Genomic DNA, 17,764 nt, shown 5'->3' with positions numbered 1-17,764 from the left:
AAATTTCCTTACGGCTGGCGTGATTTGAGTTCGATGAATCGTCGGGTGGCGAGCAACCCGGCCGGGTGTGCATGGCGATCCGGGGCGAGCCACGGAATCAGCGTCGCGATTTGCGTGAGACCGTCCTGACCTTGCAACGCCGCGTTCAATTGCTGCACATCGGGATCCTGCTCGGGCACCGCGATCGATGCCGCCGTTTGAGGCCGGCGCCGAGCGACTTTCGGCTTTTCCGAAGATTTCCAATCGCCGGCAATCCAGTCATGCACCAGTTGTTTTTCATAGGCGTTGAACACGCCGAACATCGCCGCACCGTCACCCGCGATCAGTTGCCAAAAGCGGCTGTTCTGTGGGTCTTCGTTGCGTTTGATCCAGCCTTTGTCCTGCAGCGCTTGCATGAAGCCGGGCAATTGCTCAGGTGTCGACAGCCATTGATTGACGGTCTGGCCTTCAAAGCGGCAGTAGTCGGAATGCATGTGCTGGCCGAACGGCCGCTTGCGCTCAAGCATCGCCAACAATTCACGCTCAAGGTCGAAGCCTTCGATGATTGCGCGACTGCCCTGCCCCAGATCATTAAGGCGATAACCGAGCGATACACGACGCAGAAAATCAGCGCGATCAGCCTCCAGTGGCAACAGGTCGAGCACCGCCTGCACGGCTTTTTGCGCATGGCCGGTGCTGGCATTGTCGATGGTCACGTGCAGGGTGAAATAGTAGGGATCGATGCCCAGTTCGCTGAGTTCGTAACTAGTGATCAGCAGGTGCAATGGCAGCTGCTCGTAACCCAGGTTGTAGCCGATCACTTCTGGCAAGCAATCGACACCGGCGATGCCAAGCGCCAGTTGCAACGCGCCTTGCAGGTAGTGTTCATCGGCGATTGCGGCGCTGTCCTGCAAGTCGTGTTCGGCAAGGAGTTTGCGGTAGATCACCACATGGTTTTGCGCGGGGTTGCCGTCGCCGAGTTCTTCCAGATAGGTGGTGAGCAAACCGGCGAAACGCGGATCCTGCCACTGCGCCAGCAAGCCATACAGCCACGCGCCGTCGACCAGTTTGGTCGGCGCCACTGCTTGCAGAAAGTACAGCGCCTGCGCCTTGCAGGTGAAGAATTGCCGAGCCCCACCGGCCTTGCGTTGTTGCAGATATTCGGCGTATTGCTGCGCGACATCGGTGCAATGTTCGGCCACCCAGGCGTGCCACGTCGTCGGGTCTTGCGGCAGGGTATCCGGAAGTTGCCCGGCGTTTTGCAGTTGCTCGTGCAGGAATGACTGCGCCAACGCCTGCGGATTTTCATCCTTGAGCAACGCGTCATAAATGCAGCGGATATTCCCGGCAGGATTGATCGCCTGCGGCTGGGCAGGCGTGGAATGCAGGCGTGTCAGGACAGTCATGGCAGTTTTCTCGGTCGATTGGCAGGACGCTGTTCACGCGCCTCTACAGCAGCAGAGGCGTCGCGCCTGTGAAAAATTCAATCGACGTGAAAATTGCCCGGACGGACGGCCCTTTCGAAGCGTTTGCAGCCAATGAATCTCCTGCGACACCTGAAACCACTGAAACTGCTGAAATCGCTGAAATTGCCGAAATTGCCGAAATTGCCGAAATTATCTGTAGGAGCTGCCGAAGGCTGCGATCTTTTGATTTTGTTTTTTAAGATCAAAAGATCGCAGCCTTCGGCAGCTCCTACATGGGCGACATCGTGTAATGGGGTTACATCGTGCAACGGGTTGGATTCGCGTTTGGGCGAGGGATGGCTAGGGTTCAAAGACGATGATTTTTGGAGGGCAAAAAGGAATGCCTGTTGCGGCAAAAGGATGTGGATTGAGGAAGGGGCGGTATTCGGAGTCAGGGCAGGTTTATCTGTTGACGGTGGTGGTTGATCAGCGTCGGCCGGTTTTTGCCGATTTTTCATTCGGACGGTTGTTGGTTGAACAATTACGCTTGGCAGAAGAATCAGGATCGGTTCAATCACTGGCATGGGTCGTCATGCCGGATCACTTGCATTGGCTGGTTGAGCTTAAACAAGGTTCATTGGCGCAACTGATGTGCCGCGTCAAATCGCGGAGTTGTCGTTCGATCAATCTCAGACGGGGCAGTCAGGGGCGGCTGTGGCAGCGTGGGTATTACGATCGGGCATTGCGGCGGGATGAGGATTTGAAAGCGGCTGCGCGGTATATCGTGGTGAACCCTTTGCGGGCCGGGTTGGTTGCGCGGTTGGGGGGTTATCCGTTGTGGGATGCGGTTTGGGTTTGAAAATCCAGATCAAAAGATCGCAGCCTTCGGCAGCTCCTACAGGGACAAATACACCCAATGTGCTGCGATCTTTTGACGTTGGCTTACGCCTGCCCTTTGGCCTGCTGCTCGAGATGCACCTGCAAATCCGGATCGATCTGCAACGCTGCTGCCAGTTCATCCAGATAGCTGCGTTCGGCATCCTGCTGGTCATCCACCAGCAACACGCTGGACAGATACATTTCGGCGGCGATGGCGGGGTCACCGTTTGCCGACTGCGCAACTTCACTGGCGTCCAGCGGTTTGGCGACTTCGGCGTCGAGCCATTGCTGCAATTGTGGATCGTCGGTGTGCTTGCCGATTTCTGCGCTGATCAGGTGTTTTTCCGATTCATCGATGCGCCCGTCGGCCTTGGCCGCTGCGATCAAGGCGCGCAGCACTGCGTGGCTGTGTTTTTCGACGTCCGGGCCCGCGAGCAGGTTGGCCGTTTGTGGAATCTGTTGTGGCGCCGTGCTGGCCTGGCTGCGTTGCCAAGCTTGATACGCCTGAAACGCCATCATCCCCAGCGACGCCAGTGCCGCATAATTGGTGCCACCGCCGGAACGACTTTGCGTGCCGCCACCGCCGCCCAGCGCGCCACCCAAGGCGCCGCCCAACCCACCACCGCCAGCCGCACCACCACCGAGCAGTCCACCGAGCAAACCGCCCAGTCCGCCTAGACCACCGGCAGACCCGCCGCCGCTGGCCGCGCCCGAGCCGCCACCAAGCAGACCACCCAGCAAGCCCCCGAGCCCGCCCAGACCGCCACCGGCCGAGGCGTTACTTTGTTGTCCCGCCGAGGCCTGGCCTCGCAGCAGTTGTTCGAGTAAATCAGTGGTGTTCATGGCGTCATCCTCAGACATTGGCAGTGACTGCGTCTGGCAACTCTAGACCCCTGCAGCCATTGCGCCAGCACCGTTTGGCCGACACTCAAGGCCCTCGCCGGTTTGCCCCGGGAATTTTTCCATCGGCCAGCTAAGATTCAAGGGTGGTGAACCTTATCCCGGCCAGACCGGTCGATAGCTGCAACCCCGACCCGGTTTGCCGGCGCCCTTGCCACTCAAGGGTGATACCCGGCTTGCTTCACTTTCTGGAGAACGCCCCCGTGATATCGACCGTACACATCGCCAGGCTCAAAGCATGGGGCGCCCATGGTTTTACCGCGACCGGCGTGGTCACTGCTTTCCTTGCCACCCTCGCCCTGTTGGAAAATCAGCCGACCCATTGCCTGATGTGGCTGGGCGTGGCGCTTATCGTCGACGGCCTCGACGGCGCCCTCGCGCGCAAGGTTAATGTGCAATCGGTGCTGCCGAGTTTCGACGGTTCGATCCTCGATCTGGTGATCGATTACCTGACCTACGTGTTTATCCCGGCGCTGTTCATCTATCGCTACATTCCGCTGCCGGATTACACCCTGCTGCTGACTGTGTCGCTGATTCTGGTGTCGTCACTGTTCTGCTTTTGCAACGTCAATATGAAGAGCAAGGACAACTACTTTGTCGGGTTTCCGGCAGCGTGGAATGTGGTGGCGCTGTGTTTGTACATCATCGGCCCTGGGCCTTGGATCACGTTTTTGACGGTGATCGGGCTGGCGCTGTTGACGGTGACTCGGATGAAGTTTTTGCATCCGTTCCGTGTGCGCCGGTTTATGCCGATCAACATTGCGGTGACGGCGATCTGGCTGCTGTGCAGCTTGTCGCTGGTGCTCAATCACCCGGTGATCAACCCGTTGGTGATGGGGTTGTGGTTGCTGATGTCGGCGTATTTTCTGGGGATCTGCATCTGGCGCACGGCGCTGGAATGGTTTGATCGGGCGCATCAAAAGTAGGCCCACCACAATCTCATTGTAGAAGTGAGCCTGCTCGCGATAGCGGTCTATCAGCCGATACATGTTTCATAGACAGACCGCTATCGCGAGCAGGCTCACTCCTACAGGGGATCTCCACTAGCGTTTGCTGATCACCACCTCCAGATACTCACTCGGCACCACCAACGAACCCTCCCCGGCTCGATTCAAGCGATTGAGCAAATCCGCCAGATCACTTTCCAGTGCCTGCCCACTCTCCGGGGGCAGCGCGGCGAACGCTTTATGCACCGGCCCGTACCAATGGCGGAAGATATCGATAAAGTGCGCCGCCGAGCGATAGCGGAAATTGAACTCGCGGCGTGTTACCTGCACGACAAAATCATGATCATCGAAATGCTCATGCAGCCACGCTTCCGTGCCCCAGTTCGACGGTGGCTGGGCGATCGCCGGGGGCGGCAGATGCCGGCCGAGGGTTTTGAACATCTGGCCGACGAAACCTTCCGGCGTCCAGTTGGCCAGGCCGATCCGTCCACCTCGGCGACAGACCCGACCCAGCTCAGCGGCCGCTTTGTCCTGATCCGGAGCAAACATCACGCCGAACGTCGACAGCACCGCGTCGTAACTCTCATCTTCGAACGGCAGATCCTCAGCATCAGCGACTTGAAAAGTCACGTCGAGATGTTCGGCGCGCGCCCGATCCTGTCCACGTTCCAGCAGCGCTGCGACGTAATCGGTGGACGTCACCAATGCGCCACGCCGCGCCGCCGCCAGCGTGGCATTGCCGTTGCCGGCCGCGACGTCCAGCACCTCTTCATCGCAACGCAGATCACAGGCTTCGGCGAGGTTTTCCCCGACGATTTGCAGGGTGGTGCCGATCACGGCGTAGTCGCCACTGGCCCAGGCGACCTTCTGGCGTTCTTTCAAGGCAGTCAGATCAATCGGTGCAGTCATGAATTCGAGCTCCGCTGCGTTCTTGTTATGGACATGGGTAACCGGGCCGGCAGTGACCCCGCTCAATCACTATCGCGCCGCGTCTGCCTGGCGTCCCGGCCAATCGTCCGGCAACCCGTCAAAACCGCTGCTTTGCCGATGAATGGTGGAAATCTGTAAAGCCGCTGCAACAGCCTCGGGATTGCCAGCGGCGGTGGATTGGTTTTTGATGCACGACCGCCTCTGGAACGGACTCGACCGATGTCACTGCAAATCGATTGGCTCGCGCATCACATGCAACACAGCGATCGCTATGCCGAATGGATTCATCAGCAATTTCATTACGAATATGCGCATCAGCCCTTGGCCGATTGGCAGCGTGAATTTGCTCAAGGGCAAAGCAACGGTGAATGGTCGTGCCTGATTGCTCTGGACGGCGAACGGCTGGTCGGCGGCGCGGCATTGGCCCGGGATGATCTGGCGCATCGGCCGGACCTTGGCCCGTGGCTGGCCTGCGTGTTCGTCAGCCCCGAGGCGCGCGGGCAAGGCTTGGCGGAGCGTTTGATTGACGGGATTTGTCAGGAGGCGAAGGACTGCGGGTTTGCGCGCTTTTACCTGCACACGCAATCCAAGCAGGACTACTACGCCAAACGCGGCTGGCAAGTGATGGAACGCTTCCGCGCGTGGGACAGTGAACACGCGCTGATGGCCCGCGACCTCTAATACACACCCATTCCCCTGTAGGAGCTGACGAGTGAAACGAGGCTGCGATCTTTTGATCTTAAAAATCAGCATCAAAATCAAAAGATCGCAGCCTCGTTTCACTCGACAGCTCCTACACTCATTTATACCCAGTCGAGGGGGCCGCAGGGCGCAGCGAACGCCCTGCCCGAATCCCCGACCACCGCCCGGTGGCGCATGCCTCGACCGTCAACGCCGCCGGACTGTGATCCTGTTTCAGGAGCACACACAATGGACGAGGCCCGACTCAACGACTTCATGGGCAAACTGGTCAACGACATGGGCGGCGCGGCGATGCTGGCCAATGTCATCGTCGGCGAAGAGCTCGGGCTGTACCGGGCGATGGCCGACAGCCAACCAATCAGCCCCGAAGCCCTCGCCGCAAAAACCACCTGCAACCCACGTCTGGTGCGCGAATGGCTCAGCGCCCACGCGGCGTCCGGCTACATGGAGCACCTCGACGGCCAATTCCGCTTGCCGGAAGAACAGGCACTGGCGCTGGCCGTGGAGGATTCGCCGGTATACGTCGCCGGCGGACTGGGCGTGGTGGCATCGTTTTTCCACGACAAAGACAAACTGGTCAAAGCCATGCGCGGCAACGGCGCCCTGCCCTGGGGCGATCACCATCCGTGCATGTTCACCGGCACCGAGCGCTTCTTTCGGCCCGGCTATAAAGGCCACTTGATCGCCGAATGGCTGCCGGCGCTGGACGGCGTGGTCGCAAAACTGGAGGCCGGCGCCAAAGTTGCTGATGTCGGCTGCGGACACGGCGCCTCGACGGTGATCATGGCGCAGGCGTTTCCCAATTCACGTTTTGTCGGTTTCGACTATCACGCACCGTCGATTACCGTCGCTACTCAGCGCGCTGAAGAAGGTGGCGTGAGCAGTCGGGCGACGTTTTTTCAGGGCACCGCGAAAAGTTATCCGGGCGATGACTATGACCTGATCTGCTATTTCGACTGCCTGCACGACATGGGCGACCCGGTCGGTGCTGCGCGGCATGCCTACGATTCGTTGAAAGATGACGGCACGGTGCTGCTGGTCGAGCCATTCGCCAACGATACGCTGGACGACAACATCAACCCGGTCGGGCGGTTGTTTTACGCGGCGTCGACGTTTATTTGCACGCCGAATTCGTTGTCGCAGGAGGTGGGTTTGGGTCTCGGTGCGCAGGCTGGGGAATTGCGTTTGCGCAAAGTATTTACCGAGGCAGGATTCAAGCATTTTCGCCGCGCCACACAAACACCGTTCAACCTGATACTGGAGGCGCGTAAATAACCCGGCCAGAAAAGTCAGTGCTAACCTGCATGTCATCCTCCAGCCTTCGGAGCGCTTGCCATGCTCGACAGCCCGACCCGCGAACACCTCGACACGCTGCAACAGGCGATGGCCGATGGCGATTTTCTGGTACTGACCGGCGCCGGCATCAGCACGCCTTCGGGCATCCCCGATTACCGCGACAGCGACGGCGTGCGCCGGGGTCGGCAGCCGATGATGTATCAGGAATTCCTCGCCGCCCCGGAGTCACGCCGCCGCTACTGGGCGCGGGCGATGTTGGGTTGGCCGCGAGTACGCCAGGCGCGGCCGAATCCTGCGCATGAGGCCTTGGCCACGTTGCAGAGCCACGGGCGAATCAGCGGACTGATCACGCAAAACGTCGACACCCTGCACGATCAGGCCGGCAGTCACGATGTCATCGAACTGCACGGCAGCCTGCACCGCGTTTTGTGTCTGGATTGCGCCCAACGCAGCGAGCGCGACGCCATTCAGCAGGTGATGGAAGCGCAGAACCCGTACCTGGCCGGCGTCGATGCGGTGCAGGCACCCGATGGCGATACCCTGCTCGACCCGGCGTTCGAAGCACGCTTTCAATCGCCGCGCTGCCCGCATTGCGACAGCGAACGGCTGAAACCGGATGTGGTGTTTTTCGGCGAAAACGTCGCGGCCCATACGGCGGCACGGGCGATGGCCGCAGCGGAAAGTGCTGCGGGTTTGTTGGTGGTGGGGTCGTCGTTGATGGCGTATTCAGCGTTTCGCTTGTGCCGGGTGATCGCGGATCGGGGTAAACCGTTGATTGCGATTAATCTGGGCAAAACGCGGGCGGATGATTTGCTCGATCTAAAAATCGAAGCGTCTTGCGAACAGATTTTGCCCCTGCTGACGCAACACCTGACGCCCTGACACCGCATTTCCCCTGTAGGAGCTGCCGAAGGCTGCGATCTTTTGATTTTGGCTTCAAGGATCAAAAGATCGCAGCCTTCGGCAGCTCCTACACGGGATGCGTTTCAGGCATAGTTTTCCTGCTGGAGAATATCGAACAACGCCTGCGCCGCCGCCGAGCGTTCATTCCCCGGTTCCGTCAGCACGCCAATCGCCCGCTCAACCGAATCAATCAACGTCAAACAATGCGCGCCCAGTTCCTGCATTTGCTCGGCACACAACGCCGGCACCGCGCTCACCCCCAACCCACTGGCGACCATGCGCCCCACCGTCGCCAGTTGATGGCTCTCAAACTCCACCGGCAACTTCATACCGCGCGCTTGCAAGTGTTCTTCAAGCATCACCCGCACTGTCGAGGGTCGTTGCAAGGTAATGAACGGCTCCTGCAACAATGTCTGCCAATCGATCTCGGTACGCCCGGCCAGCGGCGAATCCTTCGGCACCACGGCGACGAAGCGATCCATATACAGCGGCGTGAAGGTCATCGAGGTGTTCTGCATCGGCTCGAACGCCACGCCCAACTCGACCTGACGATCGCGCACCATTTCCAGCACTTGCTCGTTGATCACGTCGTTGACCGTGACGTTGACGTTCGGATAGCGCGCACGAAACGTCTTGAGGATCGGCGGCAGCAAGTTGCCGGCAAACGACGGCATCGCCGCCAGCGTCACGCGCCCGCGTTGCAGGCTGAAGCGCTGGCGCATTTCGTCTTCGGCGTTGTCCCAATCGGCGATCAGCCGTCGCGCTAATGGCAGCAGCGATTCACCTTCGGGGGTCAGCGCGACGTTGCGCGTGTTGCGGCTGAACAGGCGCCCGCCCAAACCTTCTTCCAAAGCTTTGATGGTCAGGCTCAACGCCGATTGCGACAGGTGCAGCCGCTCGCAGGCCACGGCGAAACTGAGGCTTTGCGCCACGGCGAGAAAGGCGCGGATCTGCTTAATGGTCATAATAAAACCTCTGAGCATGAAACCCGGTCATGTAGGAGCTGCCGCAGGCTGCGATCTTTTGACGTTGATTTTTTAAGATCAAAAGATCGCAGCCTTCGGCAGCTCCTACAGGTATTCATCGATTTCGGTGATTTCGGTGATTTCGGTGATTTCGGTGATTTCGGTGATTTCGGTGATTATTGAGCTTTATCAATCAATCAACCTTAAAAATCAACTTAACAAATATATCCCCCAGCGCGACACTCCAACCATTCGGCTAGCCAGCCGCCCGCAAATAATAAAAGAGGTGCATATGGCAGGTTTCGACAAGCGCGTGAGTTCTTACGAGGAAGCCCTGGCCGGGCTTGAGGACGGCATGACCGTCATCGCCGGCGGCTTTGGTCTGTGCGGCATTCCGGAAAACCTGATCGCCGAGATCAAACGCAAGGGCACCCGCGACCTCACCGTCGTTTCCAACAACTGCGGCGTCGACGGTTTCGGCCTCGGCGTGCTGCTCACCGATCGCCAGATCAGCAAAGTCATCGCTTCCTACGTCGGCGAAAACAAGCTGTTCGAAGAGCAACTGCTCAAAGGCGAAATCGAAGTCATCCTGACCCCGCAAGGCACCCTCGCTGAAAAAATGCGCGCGGGCGGCGCCGGCATTCCGGCCTTCTTCACCGCCACCGGCGTCGGCACTCCAGTTGCCGATGGCAAGGAAGTGCGTGAATTCAAGGGTCGCAAGTACCTGATGGAAGAATCCATCACCGGCGACTTCGCCATCGTCAAAGGCTGGAAAGCCGACCATTTCGGTAACGTCGTTTACCGTCACACCGCGCAGAACTTCAACCCGCTGGCCGCCACCGCCGGCAAAATCACCGTGGTCGAAGTCGAAGAAATCGTCGAACCCGGCGAGCTGGATCCGACGCAGATTCACACCCCGGGCATCTACGTCGATCGGGTCATTTGCGGCACGTTCGAAAAACGTATCGAACAGCGCACCATCCGCAAATAATTCAGGCTGACGGAGAATAAAAACATGGCACTTTCCCGCGAACAAATGGCTCAGCGCGTCGCCCGCGAAATGCAGGACGGCTTCTACGTGAACCTCGGCATCGGCATTCCGACCCTGGTCGCCAACTACATTCCTGAAGGCATGGAAGTCATGCTGCAATCGGAAAACGGCCTGCTCGGCATGGGCCCGTTTCCGACTGAAGAAACCATCGATGCCGACATGATCAACGCCGGCAAACAGACCGTGACGGCACGCATCGGCGCGTCGATTTTCAACTCCGCCGAATCCTTCGCGATGATCCGCGGTGGCCACGTCGACCTGACCGTGCTCGGCGCGTTCGAAGTCGACGTTGAAGGCAACATCGCTTCGTGGATGATCCCCGGCAAACTGGTCAAGGGCATGGGCGGCGCGATGGATCTGGTGGCGGGCGCCGACAACATCATCGTGATCATGACCCACGCATCGAAAGATGGTGAGTCCAAGCTGCTGTCCAAATGCAGCCTGCCGCTGACCGGCGCTGGTTGCATCAAGCGTGTGCTGACCGACCTTGCCTACCTGGAAATCGAAAATGGCGCTTTTGTCCTCAAGGAACGCGCACCTGGCGTCAGCGTCGAGGAAATCGTCGCCAAAACCGCTGGTAAACTGATCGTCCCGGATCACGTACCGGAAATGCAGTTCGCTGCCGAGTGAGGAATTCGAAAATGCAAGACGTCGTCATTGTTGCCGCCACGCGTACCGCGATCGGCAGTTTCCAGGGTGCCCTGGCCAGCGTTTCTGCGGTGGATCTGGGCGCGGCGGTGATCCGCCAGTTGCTCGAACAAACCGGTCTGGACGGTGCCCAAGTTGATGAAGTGATCATGGGCCAGGTGTTGACCGCCGGCGCAGGTCAAAACCCCGCGCGTCAGTCGGCGATCAAGGCTGGCCTGCCGCACGCGGTACCGGCGCTGACCCTGAACAAAGTCTGCGGTTCGGGCCTCAAGGCGCTGCATTTGGGCGCGCAGGCAATCCGTTGCGGCGACGCGGACGTGATCATCGCCGGCGGCCAGGAAAACATGAGCCTGTCCAACTATGTAATGCCGGGCGCCCGCACCGGTCTGCGCATGGGCCACGCGCAAATCGTCGACACCATGATCAGCGATGGTCTGTGGGATGCGTTCAACGATTACCACATGGGCATCACTGCCGAGAACCTCGTCGACAAATACGAAATCAGCCGCGAGCAGCAAGACGCCTTTGCTGCCGCGTCCCAGCAGAAAGCTGCCGCCGCCATTGAGGCCGGTCGCTTTGTCGATGAAATCACGCCGATCCTGATTCCACAGCGCAAAGGCGATCCGGTCGCGTTCAAGGTCGACGAGCAGCCACGCGGCGACACCACCGCTGAATCGCTGGCGAAACTGCGTCCGGCGTTCAAAAAGGACGGCAGTGTCACCGCCGGCAACGCTTCGTCGCTGAACGACGGTGCTGCCGCTGTGATCCTGATGAGCGCGGAAAAAGCCAAAGCCCTCGGTTTGCCGGTGCTGGCGAAAATCGCCGCTTACGCCAACGCCGGCGTTGACCCGGCGATCATGGGCATCGGCCCGGTATCGGCGACTCGCCGCTGCCTGGACAAGGCTGGCTGGAACATCGACCAGCTCGACCTGATTGAGGCCAACGAAGCCTTCGCTGCACAATCGCTGGCGGTGGCCAAGGATCTGCAATGGGATCTGAGCAAGGTCAACGTCAACGGCGGCGCCATTGCGCTGGGCCACCCGATCGGCGCATCGGGCTGCCGCGTGCTGGTGACGCTGCTGCATGAAATGATCAAGCGTGATGCGAAGAAGGGTCTGGCGACCTTGTGCATTGGCGGCGGTCAAGGCGTGGCGCTGGCGCTGGAACGCGTGTAAGCAAGAGTTCAACGGCAGGCGGCGGATCCACGACATCCGTTGGTTGCTGGCAACAAAAACCCGGTGCAGCTTCGGTTGCACCGGGTCTTTTTTTGTCTGTTCGAAATCTGCTCTGAATGTTACGGCCCCTTCGCGAGCAAGCTCGGCTCCTACAGGATCGGGTTCACACATCCAATGTAGGAGCAAGGCTTGCCCGCGATGAGGCCAGCCCAAACACTACAAAAATTCAGCCAGCCAACTGCAGAATCAACCAGGCATTCGCCCCACTGATCACCGCAAACAACCCCCACGCCAACACCCTTGTCGGCCACCGATTCACAAACGGCCCCATCAGCTGTTTGTCATTGGTCATGCGAATCAGCGGATACAGCGCAAACGGCAGCTGCAAACTCAGCACCACCTGACTCATCACCAACAATTTCCCCACTGCGTTATCGCCCATCAACCACACGCCGATAAACGCCGGAATCAGCGCCAGCCCGCGCGTGATCAAGCGCCGCTGCCAGCACGGAATCCGCAGATTGAGATAACCCTCCATGATCACCTGCCCGGCGATGGTGCCGGTGAAGGTCGAACTCTGCCCGGACGCCAGCAACGCCACGCCGAATAACACGCTGGCCAGCGCGCCACCGACCAGCGGGTCGAGCAAGTGATAGGCGTCCTGAATGTCGACTACGTCGGTATGCCCGGACTGGTGAAACGCCGCTGCCGCGAGAATCAGAATCGCCGCATTGACCAGCAACGCCAGCGCCAGCGAACCGATGGTGTCGATGCGCGCCAGTTTCACCGCGTCCTGCTTGCTCACTAGATCCTTGCCGATCATCCGCGTCTGCACGATCGAGGTGTGCAGGTAGAGGTTATGCGGCATCACTGTCGCGCCGAGTATGCCGATCGCCAGGTACAGCGGCGCTGCATCACTGATCGCCGACAGCGACGGTTTGAAGCCTTGGAAAACGTCAGGCCAGTACGGTTTGATCAGCACCAGCTCAACGAAGAAACACACGCCAATGGTCGCGACCAGCACCAACATGATCGCTTCCAGTCGGCGAAATCCACGGTTCTGCAGGGCCAGCACCAGCAGCGTGTCGAACGCGGTCAGGGCGATGCCGAAGGTCAGCGAACAACCGAGCAGCAGGTGAAACGCCAACGCACAGCCAAGTACTTCGGCGAGGTCGGTGGCGATTATCGAGATTTCCGCCAACACCCACTGCAAGCGTGCGGTCGGCGTGCTGTAGCGTTCGCGCGACAGTTGCGCCAGATCGCGGCCGGTGGCGATGCCGAGGCGCGAACACAGGCATTGCACGACCATGCCCGCCAGACTCGCCAGCAACACCACGAACAACAGGCTGTAGCCGAAGCGCGAACCGGCTTCGATCGCAGTCGCCCAGTTGCCCGGATCCATGTAGCCGATCGACACCAATAGACCGGGGCCGGCGAAACGCAGTACGCGTTTGAAGAAGGGGGCGTTGGGGTCGACCGCGACACTGCCGGCCACTTCCGGCGGGCAAAACGGCGCGGTGGCGATTTTGGGCACACTGAATTTCACGCACACATCCAGAAACAAGTCGGAAAGACGCAGCTTAGACGTTCACGTTGAAGATCAGAAGATCGCAGCCTTCGGCAGCTCCTACAGGTGCGATCTTTTGATCTTCATCGACTCATGCCCAACAACTGCTCGCGCAATTCGGGACTGCGTGTGCGCGGATCCAGCCAGATGTCGAAAAACGCCCGGGCGAACTGCGGATCATCGATCTCATGCTGCAACTGTTGCCCGACAAAAAACCGCGCGCCCTGCCCCGGCAAGTACACACCAGTGATCCGCGTACCGGCCTGCACATCGACGAAGGATTGCTGCATCTGAATCTGCCAACCGGCCAGCTGTGCAGGGCTGACGCTGGGCCCTCCGAGGCGTTTGATTTCGTCGACACTGGCCTTGACCAGATCATCGCGAGAAATGGTGCGGCGGTAAATCAGCTCGAGCGCGAAGGGCTGACCTTCCGCCAGCGGTCGCGCGGCACTCCACAATCGCGCGTTGTAGACATCGAAACCGAACACACTGAAATCACCGGTGCCGATGATTTGCGCACCGGGCACGGCGTCCTGCCAATTGGCCCAGGTCGGCGTGAGCAACAAGGCCCACAAGCCTATGCCGCAGCATCCACGTAACACCTTCGGTGTCCTGTTCATCGCGGCATCGACTCCGGCAAGCCCTGATAACCAGAGCATAGTCGGCTATCCGCTCAAGCACTTTGTATACAATTTTTGTACAACGATGCAGCAATCCGCGTTCGTCGATGCTAACGTGAGCGTCTCTCACTCGACGGAGCCACCTGCGTGCTGATCCTCAAACTGCTGCTGATTCCCGGTTTTCTCTTGCTGATTTCTTTGGCGGGCAAGCGCTGGGGGCCGAGCGTGGCCGGGTGGCTGTCGGGGTTGCCGGTGGTGGTCGGGCCGATTCTGTTTTTCATCGCCATCGAACAGGGGCCGCAATTTGCCGCGCATTCGGCGGTGGCGGCGTTGTCGGCGATGTTCGCGATGATCGCTTTCTGCATTACCTATGCGCAGGTCGCGCAACGGGCGAACTGGCCATGGGCGCTGGCGATATCGATGACGGTCTGGGCTGTGTTGGCGCTGGTGCTGTCGCTGATTCCACCGTCGCTGCCGTTTTCGGTGGTGGCGGCGGCGGTTGCCCTGCTCGCCTCGCCTTATTTGTTTCCTGACGTGCAACCAGTGCTGAAGGGTACGGCACCGAAGTCAGACAAGTTGATCTGGCGGATGATTGCCGGCGCGGCGTTGACGCTGGTGGTGACGATGCTTGCCAGCACCGTCGGTGAACGCTGGAGCGGTTTGCTCGCGGTGTTCCCGGTGCTTGGCAGTGTGATGGCGGTATTTTCCCAGCAGACGCGCGGGCCGGCGTTTACAGCGGCATTGCTGCGCGCGACGGCGACGGGGATGTATTCGTTTTCGGCGTTTTGTCTGGTGTCGGCGCTGACGTTGCCGAGCATGGGCTTGAGTGGGTTTGCGGTTGGGGTGGCGGTTTCAGTGGCGATGCTTGGCGTTACCCGCAAGCTGCTGGCAAAACCTCCTCCCTCTAAAACGCCCCAACCTCAAAGTTGAAACTGTCCCTGTGGTGAGGGGATTTATCCCCGTTCGGCTGCGCAACAGTCGTAAAAAAGATGGGCGCGCTGCGCACGCCAGCGGGGATAAATCCCCTCGCCACAAGGTGCATACCCGACCTCAGGAGGCCGGTTCAGACGAGCCGGGCTGGAGTGCCAGGCCTCTGCATGGGATGATCGCCCGCCTAAGCGCGACCATCCCTTGGAGATTCGAATGTCACTGTTGAGCAAAAAAGCCGTTGTCCTTTTACTCGCGGCAGTCGCCGGCCTCGGCGCCATCAACGCTCAAGCGGCCAAGGCCAAAGAAACCGCCAGCGCCGAGAAAGTCTCGATGCTCGACGGCAAGTTCACCTTCGTCCTGCCCAAAGGCTTCGTGGCCGACCCATTGCCGACCAGCCCGACGGGCGCCAAGGGCACGATGTACACCAACCAGACGACGAAAACCGTGGTCATCGCCGCCGAAAACCTGATTCCCGAAGGCAATAACGTCAAGGACAACGACAGCGCGTTCCTCGACGGCACCGTGTCGGACTTCATCGACGCTCAGCGTAAGGCGCTGCCGGACTTCAACAAGCTCAGCGAGAAAAGTCTGACGCAGAAAGGCACCGGCCTTGGCCTGCGCCAGGTCGACAGCACCGCCACTCAGGGCGGCGGCCAGACCCTCAACACCACGTTGATGGCCGGCTCCGGCACGCACATGGCGCTGGTTCAGGTGATTTCCCGGGTCAGCGACAAGGCCGGCCACGACAAGCTGATCAAGACCATCCTCAAGGATTGAGCTGCTGCAACCAGCCGTTCAGATCCCGCAGTTCGGCCGCACTGATGCTGTGGCCAACGCCGGGATAGGCATTGAATTGCGGTTTGTAATCGAGCTTCTGCAGCAGGGAATTGGCTTCGGCGCCGTCGTGATACGGCACACGATCATCGGCGGTACCGTGGCCGATGAAGATACTCAGCGGCAGCGGTTGTTGTTCGGCCTTCAGCTCGGTTTTTAACACCGGCAACAAGCGTCCGCTCAACGCCGCGATACCGCCAACAGCTGCCGGCGGTCGCAAGCCCACTTCGTAGGTCATCATCGCGCCCTGACTGAAACCTATCAGGTACACCTTGTCCGGGGTGGTGTGATATTTCTTCGCCGCTTGCGCGACAAAATCCCGCAGTTTCTGGCCGCTGACCTTCAGATCATCGGTCTCGCCGTTGTAGGCACCTTCGCCTTTCTTGCGAAACCATTGATAACGTCCTTCGCCCAACGACAACGGAGCCTGCACTGACAGGTAGTTGTACTGCGCTGGCAATTGGAACTTCATGCCGATCAAATCGGCTTCGTTACTGCCGTAACCGTGCAGGAAAATCACCAGCGGACGCGACTCGGCGTCGGCGTGAACCTGTTCGATGTACTTGAGCGGCAGATCGGATTGCAGCGAGGTTTGAGCCTGAACGGCGGTGGACGCCAGCAGGGTCAACAGAGCAAACGCCTTCAACATAGAGCCTTCCTTCACAGAGTGTCGGGTTCGGGGGTGAGCCTAACATTCCTCGGTGAGGGATCGAAATTCAGTGGTGTTGTTGATGGCGCCTTCGCGGGCAAGCCTTGCTCCTACAAGTTCGGCGTAGGTCTTGTGGGAGCAAGGCTTGCCCGCGAAGAGGCCGGAAAATTCCGCGAAAATTTTCAGTCGTTAGTCAATTTCCCGGTACGAAACGCTACCCGCCCCGCCACTTTCGCCTGCCAGATCCCAGGCTCCGTATAACGCCCGCGATCCATCGCAAACAACACGCCACTGGTGCCGGCGCGCACGGTGGTCACGCGATCCTGCAACGGATCCACCACCTCAAACAGCGCATCGCCCTTCTCCACCCATTCACCCGCATTGCGCAGGAAACTCACCACACCGTGATGCGGCGCGAACAGGTATTCGGTGCCTTCAAACGGCAAGCCTTCGCAGCACTCGCTCGGTGCGGCCGGCCATTCGCCGCTGATGAAACCCTGCTCGGCAAGGAAACCCAGAATCGCCTCGCAATTGGCTTGGGCCTGATCGACGCGGGTGTCGCCCATGCTGCCCAGCTCCAGCGTGGTCGCGAGGTTCGCAGCGGGAATCGCCGCATCCGGGAAGGCCCGCGCCAAACGCAACCACGGCGTCGAACAGGATTCGTCAAACGAACTGCCGCCCGAGTCCTCACACAACAACGCCACGCCCGCCTTCAACCGTGCGGCCAGCGATTGCCACTGCGGCCAGTGTTGCGGCAACGCATAAAGGTGAATCGCCGCGTCGAAATCGCAGTGTAGATCGAGGGTAATATCCGCATCGCAAGCATGACGCAGCAGCAAGCGATGCATCGCTTCCAATTGCGAAGTCGGGGCTGGCAGCTCATCTAACACTTGGAACATCGTCTGACGGATCAGCGCGACGTTGGCCTCGGCATTGGCGCCAAGACGCTCGCCGATCATCGCCGCGACCGGCGCGCTCAGTTCAACGAACGCGCGGTTGAAATTCTTGCCGCTGCCCAGCTCGAAGCGGCCCATGTGCGCGCCTTGCAGGTGCTGGTCGAGCCCGATCGGGTTGGCCACCGGCACCAGTTCGATCACGCCTTGCAGTCGACCTTCTTGCTCAAGTTGGTTGAGACGTTGCTTGAGTTCCCACGCGGTGCGCATGCCCGGCAGTTCATCGGCGTGCAGGCTGGCCTGGATGTACACCTTGCGAGTGCCGGCGCCGTAGCGAAACACGCTGAGGGAGCGCTCGCTGCCCAAGTGGCTCCAGGGCAGAACATGATCGATGCGTTGCATAGGAAAACTCCGATGTTTCTGTAGGAGCTGCCGCAGGCTGCGATCTTTTGATCTTGACACTCAAAAACAAGATCAAAAGATCGCAGCC

19 protein-coding genes are annotated in these 17,764 nt (G+C 59.7%); 11 read left to right on the top strand and 8 right to left on the bottom strand.

The window, feature by feature from the left end; translation table 11 throughout:
- Window positions 1-8: 8 nt before the first annotated feature.
- On the bottom strand, window positions 9-1,385 hold the full coding sequence (locus AD669_RS10160; RefSeq protein WP_053119279.1) for an iron-containing redox enzyme family protein: 1,377 nt from the start codon (window positions 1,383-1,385) through the stop codon (window positions 9-11).
- A gap of 68 nt (window positions 1,386-1,453) precedes the next feature.
- Here AD669_RS10160 and AD669_RS28440 point away from each other — a divergent pair, with 68 nt between their 5' ends.
- Complete coding sequence (locus AD669_RS28440; protein WP_156316136.1) at window positions 1,454-1,645, top strand: hypothetical protein; 192 nt, start codon at window positions 1,454-1,456, stop codon at window positions 1,643-1,645.
- A gap of 140 nt (window positions 1,646-1,785) precedes the next feature.
- Entirely contained in the window at window positions 1,786-2,244 is a 459-nt protein-coding gene (locus AD669_RS28080) for a transposase (protein WP_082341420.1), read from the top strand.
- A gap of 83 nt (window positions 2,245-2,327) precedes the next feature.
- Here AD669_RS28080 and AD669_RS10155 read toward each other — a convergent pair whose 3' ends face one another.
- On the bottom strand, window positions 2,328-3,107 hold the full coding sequence (locus AD669_RS10155) for a tellurite resistance TerB family protein (protein ID WP_053119277.1): 780 nt from the start codon (window positions 3,105-3,107) through the stop codon (window positions 2,328-2,330).
- Window positions 3,108-3,367: 260 nt separating this feature from the next.
- Between AD669_RS10155 and pcsA the strand changes: the two genes are divergently transcribed.
- A complete protein-coding gene (gene pcsA, locus AD669_RS10150) occupies window positions 3,368-4,090 on the top strand; it encodes a phosphatidylcholine synthase (protein ID WP_053119275.1) in 723 nt (240 codons plus the stop codon).
- Window positions 4,091-4,207: 117 nt separating this feature from the next.
- Here the strand turns inward: pcsA and AD669_RS10145 are convergent, their stop codons facing one another.
- Window positions 4,208-5,020, bottom strand: a complete 813-nt coding sequence (locus AD669_RS10145; protein ID WP_053119273.1) for a class I SAM-dependent methyltransferase — start codon at window positions 5,018-5,020, stop codon at window positions 4,208-4,210.
- 240 nt (window positions 5,021-5,260) lie between these two features.
- Between AD669_RS10145 and AD669_RS10140 the strand changes: the two genes are divergently transcribed.
- From AD669_RS10140 to AD669_RS10130, 3 genes are all read left to right on the top strand, one after another.
- A complete protein-coding gene (locus AD669_RS10140) occupies window positions 5,261-5,722 on the top strand; it encodes a GNAT family N-acetyltransferase (RefSeq protein WP_053119271.1) in 462 nt (153 codons plus the stop codon).
- Between the two features lie 249 nt (window positions 5,723-5,971).
- Entirely contained in the window at window positions 5,972-7,018 is a 1,047-nt protein-coding gene (locus tag AD669_RS10135; RefSeq protein WP_053119269.1) for a class I SAM-dependent methyltransferase, read from the top strand.
- 60 nt (window positions 7,019-7,078) lie between these two features.
- Window positions 7,079-7,921 carry an NAD-dependent protein deacetylase gene (locus tag AD669_RS10130; RefSeq protein WP_053119268.1) on the top strand — a complete coding sequence of 281 codons (843 nt, stop codon included), beginning with the start codon at window positions 7,079-7,081 and terminating at the stop codon, window positions 7,919-7,921.
- Between the two features lie 104 nt (window positions 7,922-8,025).
- Here AD669_RS10130 and AD669_RS10125 read toward each other — a convergent pair whose 3' ends face one another.
- Window positions 8,026-8,907, bottom strand: a complete 882-nt coding sequence (locus AD669_RS10125) for a LysR family transcriptional regulator (protein ID WP_053119265.1) — start codon at window positions 8,905-8,907, stop codon at window positions 8,026-8,028.
- 292 nt (window positions 8,908-9,199) lie between these two features.
- Between AD669_RS10125 and AD669_RS10120 the strand changes: the two genes are divergently transcribed.
- From AD669_RS10120 to AD669_RS10110, 3 genes are read left to right on the top strand one after another with little or no spacing between them, the layout of a single operon-like run.
- Entirely contained in the window at window positions 9,200-9,898 is a 699-nt protein-coding gene (locus tag AD669_RS10120; protein WP_053119263.1) for a CoA transferase subunit A, read from the top strand.
- A 24-nt stretch (window positions 9,899-9,922) separates the two neighbouring features.
- A complete protein-coding gene (locus tag AD669_RS10115) occupies window positions 9,923-10,588 on the top strand; it encodes a CoA transferase subunit B (protein ID WP_008082425.1) in 666 nt (221 codons plus the stop codon).
- An 11-nt stretch (window positions 10,589-10,599) separates the two neighbouring features.
- A complete protein-coding gene (locus AD669_RS10110) occupies window positions 10,600-11,781 on the top strand; it encodes an acetyl-CoA C-acetyltransferase (RefSeq protein ID WP_053119261.1) in 1,182 nt (393 codons plus the stop codon).
- Window positions 11,782-12,007: 226 nt separating this feature from the next.
- Here the strand turns inward: AD669_RS10110 and AD669_RS10105 are convergent, their stop codons facing one another.
- Window positions 12,008-13,327 carry an Nramp family divalent metal transporter gene (locus tag AD669_RS10105; RefSeq protein ID WP_053119259.1) on the bottom strand — a complete coding sequence of 440 codons (1,320 nt, stop codon included), beginning with the start codon at window positions 13,325-13,327 and terminating at the stop codon, window positions 12,008-12,010.
- A gap of 104 nt (window positions 13,328-13,431) precedes the next feature.
- On the bottom strand, window positions 13,432-13,968 hold the full coding sequence (locus AD669_RS10100) for a chalcone isomerase family protein (protein ID WP_053119257.1): 537 nt from the start codon (window positions 13,966-13,968) through the stop codon (window positions 13,432-13,434).
- 147 nt (window positions 13,969-14,115) lie between these two features.
- Between AD669_RS10100 and AD669_RS10095 the strand changes: the two genes are divergently transcribed.
- Window positions 14,116-14,898 carry a hypothetical protein gene (locus tag AD669_RS10095; protein ID WP_053119255.1) on the top strand — a complete coding sequence of 261 codons (783 nt, stop codon included), beginning with the start codon at window positions 14,116-14,118 and terminating at the stop codon, window positions 14,896-14,898.
- Between the two features lie 213 nt (window positions 14,899-15,111).
- Entirely contained in the window at window positions 15,112-15,675 is a 564-nt protein-coding gene (locus AD669_RS10090; RefSeq protein WP_053119253.1) for a hypothetical protein, read from the top strand.
- Here AD669_RS10090 and AD669_RS10085 read toward each other — a convergent pair.
- Window positions 15,665-16,381: an alpha/beta hydrolase gene (locus AD669_RS10085; protein ID WP_053119251.1), complete on the bottom strand. Its 717-nt coding sequence runs from the start codon at window positions 16,379-16,381 to the stop codon at window positions 15,665-15,667. The genes AD669_RS10090 and AD669_RS10085 overlap by 11 nt on opposite strands.
- Window positions 16,382-16,563: 182 nt before the next feature.
- Window positions 16,564-17,676: a succinylglutamate desuccinylase/aspartoacylase family protein gene (locus tag AD669_RS10080; RefSeq protein WP_053119249.1), complete on the bottom strand. Its 1,113-nt coding sequence runs from the start codon at window positions 17,674-17,676 to the stop codon at window positions 16,564-16,566.
- Between the last annotated feature and the right edge of the window lie 88 nt (window positions 17,677-17,764).

Source organism: Pseudomonas sp. P1.31, assembly GCF_001269815.1.
GTDB lineage: Bacteria > Pseudomonadota > Gammaproteobacteria > Pseudomonadales > Pseudomonadaceae > Aquipseudomonas > Aquipseudomonas rustica.
This window is presented reverse-complemented; position numbering and strand designations above follow the sequence as displayed.